Source organism: Sphingobium sp. MP9-4 (assembly GCF_005281675.1).
In the GTDB taxonomy this organism is placed as follows: Bacteria; Pseudomonadota; Alphaproteobacteria; order Sphingomonadales; family Sphingomonadaceae; genus Sphingobium; species Sphingobium yanoikuyae.
In genome coordinates this window covers 1-6,528 of the sequence record NZ_LUFI01000099.1, presented here as the reverse complement: position 1 = coordinate 6,528, position 6,528 = coordinate 1, and the positions used below count along the sequence as shown (strand labels likewise).

At 65.3% G+C, this 6,528-nt stretch carries 6 protein-coding genes and 1 pseudogene; all 7 read right to left on the bottom strand.

The window, feature by feature from the left end; translation table 11 throughout:
* Positions 1–333, bottom strand: a pseudogene (locus A0U87_RS25130) (OB-fold-containig protein); the annotation flags it as partial.
* 78 nt (positions 334–411) lie between these two features.
* Positions 412–1,032: a hypothetical protein gene (locus tag A0U87_RS25125; RefSeq protein ID WP_048939415.1), complete on the bottom strand. Its 621-nt coding sequence runs from the start codon at positions 1,030–1,032 to the stop codon at positions 412–414.
* A gap of 62 nt (positions 1,033–1,094) precedes the next feature.
* Positions 1,095–3,305 (bottom strand): prolyl oligopeptidase family serine peptidase, encoded by a 2,211-nt coding sequence (locus A0U87_RS25120; protein WP_048939414.1) that lies wholly within the window; start codon positions 3,303–3,305, stop codon positions 1,095–1,097.
* A 103-nt stretch (positions 3,306–3,408) separates the two neighbouring features.
* Positions 3,409–3,834: a 50S ribosomal protein L17 gene (gene rplQ, locus A0U87_RS25115; RefSeq protein ID WP_004208754.1), complete on the bottom strand. Its 426-nt coding sequence runs from the start codon at positions 3,832–3,834 to the stop codon at positions 3,409–3,411.
* Between the two features lie 206 nt (positions 3,835–4,040).
* Positions 4,041–5,102 (bottom strand): DNA-directed RNA polymerase subunit alpha, encoded by a 1,062-nt coding sequence (locus A0U87_RS25110; protein WP_004208753.1) that lies wholly within the window; start codon positions 5,100–5,102, stop codon positions 4,041–4,043.
* 125 nt (positions 5,103–5,227) lie between these two features.
* Positions 5,228–5,617, bottom strand: coding sequence for a 30S ribosomal protein S11 (rpsK, locus tag A0U87_RS25105; protein WP_004208752.1), 390 nt, complete (start codon positions 5,615–5,617; stop codon positions 5,228–5,230).
* Between the two features lie 77 nt (positions 5,618–5,694).
* Complete coding sequence (rpsM, locus tag A0U87_RS25100; protein WP_004208751.1) at positions 5,695–6,063, bottom strand: 30S ribosomal protein S13; 369 nt, start codon at positions 6,061–6,063, stop codon at positions 5,695–5,697.
* Positions 6,064–6,528: the final 465 nt, after the last annotated feature.

Sequence of the window (6,528 nt, the reverse complement as noted above, 5' to 3'; positions counted from 1 at the left end):
CGCGAGCAGGCGGGCGGCAAGGCCGGTGGCGGGCAGGGCGGCGGCGCCGGCGGCCGGCACCGCAATCCGGGGCGACAGCATCGCGCCCAGAAGGTCATGCGCCGCCTGCTGGCCGAGCAGGCCGATGACGGCGAAGCAGGTCAGGAACAAGGCGATCAGTGCGAGCAGTGGCAGGCGACCAAAGCCCAGCCAGCCGAGCAGGTCGGCATCCGCATCCAGATCGAGATCGGCGTCGCCGGCCAGGCCCAGCGCCTGGACGCCACCGATCAGCAGCATCAGCAGCAGGGCCGACACGAAGACGATATTTTCCGGCGCGAGAAGAAAGCCTGACACCCATAACCCCCTGATTCGGAGGCAATGCTATCCGACGAAATGACGCCGGGACAGGATAAAGCGACGCGCTGTCTTAGTTCAGTGCATCGCCACGTCGCGGCTGAGATAGACCTCTGCCACGCGGCCGTCCTTCATCGCGCAGGTGAAGCGGCGGGTGGTGCCTTCGGTGGCGCGATAGCTGGCGCGGGTTTCGACCTCGCCATCGATATTATAGCCGTCGGCGGTCGCGCGCGGCTCGTCGATGTGGCGGATTTCGGCATAGCCGGCCTGGCCCTGTGCCTCGTCCCGCGCGGCCAGCGCGCAGGCGTCGGTCAGCTGGTCATTGCTCTGGTTGGTGGCGGCGACGTCGGAAAAATCATCCGCGCGCGCAGGCGGTCCCGCGTTGCCGGCATCCGCTCCATAATCGGTGCCGCCGGTCGGGGGCGGGGCGTCATTGTCGGCATAGGGGCGGTTGTCGGTATCGGCGCCGCGTGCGTCCTTGCGGTCCTTAGAGACGGAATTGGCGACCACCACGGCGGCGCCGAGCAGCGCGGCAATGCCGACCGCGTCGCCAAAGCCGAAGCCATTGCCGCGATCATGGCGGTGATGCCAGTAGCGATCGTCATAGCGAGGCCGGGCCTGTGCCGGGGCGACGCTGCCCAACAACAGCCCTGCGCCAACCAGCGCACCCGTCATCCACCGCGTCCTGTTCCCGATCATCTGCTGTCTCCTGCGATGGAAAGAGCCATAGCCGCGTCGGGCTGTCCAGAGGCTGAATGGGCTCAGTCCGGCTTGCGCTGGATGTCGAGCCCGGTGAAATGGGCGGCAAAGGCATAGCTGTCGGCATATTCCTCGATCAGCTTGTCGATCGGCTTGCCCGCGCCATGGCCGGCGCGGCTTTCCACCCGCAGCAGATGCGGCTTGTCACCGATCGACGCGGCCTGCAGCGCGGCGGCATATTTGAAGCTGTGCGCCGGCACGACCCGGTCGTCGGTATCCGCCGTGGTCACCAGGATCGCCGGATACTCCTTGCCGCTCAAGATGTTGTGATAGGGCGAATAGCCATAGAGCAGGGGGAAGTCGCGTTCATTGTCGGGCGATCCATAATCGTCGACCCAATAGCGGCCGGCGGTGAAGCGATCGAAGCGCAGCATGTCCATGACGCCGACCGCGGGCAGGGCGGCGGCGAACAGGTCGGGCCGCTGGTTCACCACCGCGCCGACCAGCAGGCCGCCATTGGAGCGCCCCTCGATCGCCAGCCCATCCTTGGGGGTATAGCCCTGGGCCTTGAGATATTCGGCGGCGGCGATGAAATCGTCGAACACATTCTGCTTGTTGGCGCCGCGCCCGGCATCATGCCAGGCCTTGCCGAACTCGCCGCCGCCGCGCAGATTGGCGATGGCATAGGCGCCGCCCTGTTCCAGCCAGGCCATGCGGGTCGCCGAATAGCCCGGCGTCAGCGCGAGGTTGAAACCGCCATAGCCATAAAGGATGGTCGGCACCGCCTGCGCATGGTCGGCCAGCACTTTCTTGCGCAGGATCGTCATCGGGATCAGCGTCCCGTCCTTCGAGGGATAGCTGACCTGTTCGACGCCATAATCGGCGGGATTGAAGGGCAGGTCGGGCTGGGCGAAGAGCTGGGCCTGCTGGCTTGCCGTGTCGAAGCGATAGATGCTGGCCGGCGTCACAAAGCCGGAGAAGGAGAAGAAGGTTTCCGGGTCGCCATCGCGCCCGCCAAAGCCGGCCGCGGTGCCCATGCCGGGCAGCGGCACGTCGCCGACCTTGCGCCCGTCCAGCTCGACCAGTTCGGCGACGGTTTCCGATTGGGTCATATAAGCGAGGATGAAGCGGTTGCCGACCAGCGATCCGCCGGCCAGCGTATCGGCGCGTTCGGCCACCAGCGGCTTTTCGCTGCGCCCCGGCCGCAGGGCGTCGAGCGTCACCAGGCGCATATGGGCGGCCTTGCGGTCGGTGACGAAATAGAGGGTCGATCCCCGGCTGCCGATCAGGCGCCAGTCATTGGCGAGGCCCTTGACCAGCGTCCGCAGCTTGACGGGGCCACCGTCGAGCGCGGCGACATGCAGCTCGCGGCGCGGGTCCATGCCGGCAAAGCTGCTGACGATCAGCCAGCGGCCATCGCTCGTCACCTGGGCGGTGTGGCTGAGGCCGGGGCGATCGGGCGTCGCATAGATGAGCTGGTCCTGCGCCTGGGGCGTGCCGATGCGATGATAATAAAGCTGCTGGTCGCTGTTGGTCGACTGATAGGCTTCGCCGTCGACCGGCGCGGCGTAGCGGGAATAGAAGAAGCCCTCGCCCCGGCCGTCCCAGGCGGTCTGCGAGAATTTGACCCATTCGACCTTGTCGTCGAGGATCTTGCCGCTGTCGACGTCCAGCACGCGCAGGGTGCGCCAGTCGCTGCCGGCATCCTGCACCCCATAGGCGAGGAAGCGGCCGTCGGGGGAGGGCGTCCATTCGGCGAGTGCGCTCGCGCCGTCCCTGGCCCAGCGATTGGGATCGAGCAGCAGCCGTTGTTCGCCGGCCAGGCCTTCGCGGACATAGAGCGGGGTCTGGTTCTGCAGCCCCTTGTTATAGCCGTAGAAATAGCGAGTGCCGGCCTTGCGCGGCACGGTGAAGCGGCCATGGGCGAAGAGCGCCTGCATCCGCGTCTTGAGCGCGTCGCGGCCGGGCAGATCGTCAATATAGCGGCGGGTCAGGTCATTTTCGCGGCCGACCCAGTCGCGCACGGCGGGATCGGTGCGGACGTCATTTTCCAGCCAGCGATAGGGATCGGTCACCTTCACGCCGAAATGATCCTCGACCAGATCCTGGCGGCGGGTGCGCGGGTAATGCAGGCCGTTGTCCGGCGGCGTCGCGTCGATCGCGGCGGGGGTGGCATCGCCCGAGGCCGCGGCAGCCACAGCAGAGGCCGGCGCGGCGGCGATCACTGCCAGCAGGGCCGGCAGCGGCCAGATCAGGCGGCGAAGCGCGCGCATCCTCTCGACCCTATTGTCCTTGAAAAGAAAACAGGCCGCGGCTTCGGATGAAGCCGCGGCCTGTTCGACTATCGTCTATCCACCGTTACCGGTGGAACCGCGATCAGGCGGCTTCGAATTCGTCTTCGTCGACGGTGTTGACCGGACCGGAGTCCTGGCCCTTGGCATCGACGTCACGATCGACCAGCTCGATGATCGCGATCGGCGCCGCGTCCGAAGCGCGGAAACCGGCCTTGATCACGCGGGTGTAGCCACCGTTGCGATCCTTGTAACGCTCGGCCAGGACTTCGAACAGCTTGGTCAGCTGCGCATCGTCCTTCAGGCGGGCGTCGGCCAGACGACGGTTGGACAGGCCACCCTTCTTGGCGAGGGTGATCAGCTTCTCGACGTAGGGACGCAGTTCCTTCGCCTTCGGCGTGGTGGTCAGGATCTGCTCATGCTTGATGAGCGAGGCAGCCAGGTTGCGAAGCAGGGCGGTACGATGACCGGTGCTGCGCTGAAGCTTACGATGACCAACTTTATGACGCATGTCTCATTCCTTCGTTCGTTAAGGGGCCGGATGAGGTACCCCAGACCAGGCGGTTTTCATGGGGACCGCCTAATACCCCATTGACCGTCCGGCGACCGTCACGGGAGTAAATCCCGTGACGTCAGACGACGCTGCGCGTCGCTGGCCGGTCGTTCGCGTTCGCGTTGCGAACCGCCGCGCTGCTGCGCTGCGCGGCTCGCTCCGACTTAGCCCAGCAGCTCCTGTTCGAGCTTCTTGGCCATTTCCTCGATATTTTCCGGCGGCCAGCCGGGGATGTCCATGCCCAGGCGCAGGCCCATGGACGACAGCACTTCCTTGATTTCGTTCAGCGACTTGCGGCCGAAATTCGGGGTGCGCAGCATCTCGGCTTCGGTCTTCTGGACCAGATCGCCGATATAGATGATGTTGTCGTTCTTGAGGCAGTTGGCCGAGCGGACCGACAGTTCCAGTTCGTCCACCTTCTTGAGCAGATAGCGGTTGATCTGGTTGGTGTCGCTTTCGCCTTCCGACGCAGCGGCAGCGGCATGGCCGGCAGCCGGGGCAGCGGCGGGCAGCGCGTCCTCGAAGTGGACGAACAGCTGGAGCTGGTCCTGCAGGATGCGGGCTGCATAGGCAATCGCATCTTCCGGCGTCACGGTGCCGTCGGTTTCCAGCGTCAGCGACAGCTTGTCATAGTCCAGTTCCTGGCCGACGCGGGTGTTGTCCACCTTGTAGGCGACCTGGCGGACCGGCGAGTAGAGCGCGTCGACCGGGATCAGGCCGATCGGTGCGTCTGCCGGGCGGTTGGCGACGGCGGGGACATAGCCCTTGCCGATGTCAGCCGTCAGTTCCATGTTCAGCGTCGCGCCCTGATCGAGGTGACAGATCACCAGATCGGGGTTCATCACTTCGATGTCGCCGACGACCGCAATGTCGCCTGCCTTCACCACGGCCGGGCCGGTGGCGGACAGCTGCAGACGCTTGGGGCCTTCGCCTTCCATCTTCAGCGCGACCTGCTTGATGTTCAGGACGATGTCGGTGACGTCTTCACGCACACCAGCGAGCGACGAGAATTCGTGCAGGACATTCTCGATCTTGATCGAGGTGACCGCCGCGCCCTGGAGCGAGGAGAGAAGAACCCGGCGCAGCGCGTTGCCGAGCGTCAGGCCAAAACCGCGCTCAAGCGGTTCGGCAACGAAGGTCGCCTTGCGCTTGCCGTCGCCGGTCGGCTTGATCTCGAGGGCGTTGGGCTTCTTCAATTCCTGCCAGTTCTTCATGTTGACAGTCATGTACTTCCCCTGGGGATGTGGCCGTAACGGGTAGATCCTGGACCCATCAGGACGTTCCGGCCGATGCAAACGGGTAAGCGGGCGACGCGTCCGCCGCCCGCCTTCAAGCCTCTAGCGAAGCTTAATTAGACGCGGCGGCGCTTCGACGGACGCACACCATTGTGCGGGATCGGCGTGACGTCGCGGATCGAGGTGATGTGGAAGCCGACGGCCTGCAGTGCGCGCAGAGCCGATTCACGGCCCGAACCCGGACCCTTGACTTCGACTTCGAGGGTGCGGACGCCGTGCTCGGCGGCCTTGCGGCCGGCGTCTTCGGCGCACACCTGAGCGGCGTACGGGGTCGACTTGCGGCTGCCCTTGAAGCCCATCATGCCGGCCGAGGACCACGAGATCGCGTTGCCCTGGGCGTCGGTGATGGTCACCATGGTGTTGTTGAAGCTGGCGTTGACGTGCGCGACGCCGGCCGAGATGTTCTTGCGTTCGCGGCGCTTAATGCGCTGGGGTTCGCGTGCCATTTTGCTCTAATCCTACAAAAATCGTTCAAAAGCAGAAGTCACCGGAGGGTCGGTCCAGAGGACATGACCCTCGACGATTACTTCTTCTTGCCGGCGATCGGCTTCGCCTTGCCCTTGCGGGTGCGCGCATTGGTGTGCGTGCGCTGACCGCGGACCGGCAGGCCCTTGCGATGACGCAGGCCGCGATAGCAGGCCAGATCCATCAGGCGCTTGATGTTCATCGCGGTTTCGCGACGCAGATCGCCTTCGACGGTCAGGTCGGCGTCGATGGCTTCGCGGATCTGCAGGACTTCGGCGTCCGACAGGTCCTGAACGCGGCGCGCATGGTCGATGCCCAGCTTGTCGGCGAGGTCGACGGCGGTCTTGCGACCGATGCCGTGGATGTAGGTGAGCGCGATGATTACGCGCTTGTTGGTCGGGATGTTAACACCCGCAATACGTGCCATGGTACTTAAATCTCCTGCTCCACGGGGCAGTTGGCGCCGCCCCATCTCAAAGCGTTCGGGCCTCTTTCCTGGCAAGGAAAAACAGGCCATGATGTTGCTTCCCGAGACGCAAAAAAGACGGCCAGTGCAGGAAGCACTGCCGCTGTTACGCGTGTAGGGAACGGCGGCCTTTATCGATTCGCCCCAAAACTGTCAATATCCGGCGCTTTTTTGAGGCTCTCCGTGCGATGAACGGAGCGGTTGCGCATGGGGGCAAGCGGCGATGGCCGTGGCCGGCCATCCGCCTCTACCGTCGCCCTGCCCCTTTTCGGGTTGAGCGCTCCGGCCGGCTCGGGCATGGAAGCGCGATGCGTCTGACCCGATTTCTTGTGTCCGCCCCGGCCCTTGCAGCGCCGCTGACCCTGTTGGTGGCCGGCTGCGTCGCGCCGCCCTCCGCGCCGGCGCCGCGCCCCGCGCCAGCACCCC

Coding starts and splice junctions, on each gene's coding strand:
- rplQ (WP_004208754.1), bottom strand. CDS start 3,834: ATGCGTCATAAAGTTGGTCATCGTAAGCTTCAGCGCAGCACCGGTCAT.
- rpsK (WP_004208752.1), bottom strand. CDS start 5,617: ATGGCACGCGAACCCCAGCGCATTAAGCGCCGCGAACGCAAGAACATC.
- A0U87_RS25125 (WP_048939415.1), bottom strand. CDS start 1,032: ATGATCGGGAACAGGACGCGGTGGATGACGGGTGCGCTGGTTGGCGCA.
- A0U87_RS25110 (WP_004208753.1), bottom strand. CDS start 5,102: ATGACTGTCAACATGAAGAACTGGCAGGAATTGAAGAAGCCCAACGCC.
- A0U87_RS25120 (WP_048939414.1), bottom strand. CDS start 3,305: ATGCGCGCGCTTCGCCGCCTGATCTGGCCGCTGCCGGCCCTGCTGGCA.
- rpsM (WP_004208751.1), bottom strand. CDS start 6,063: ATGGCACGTATTGCGGGTGTTAACATCCCGACCAACAAGCGCGTAATC.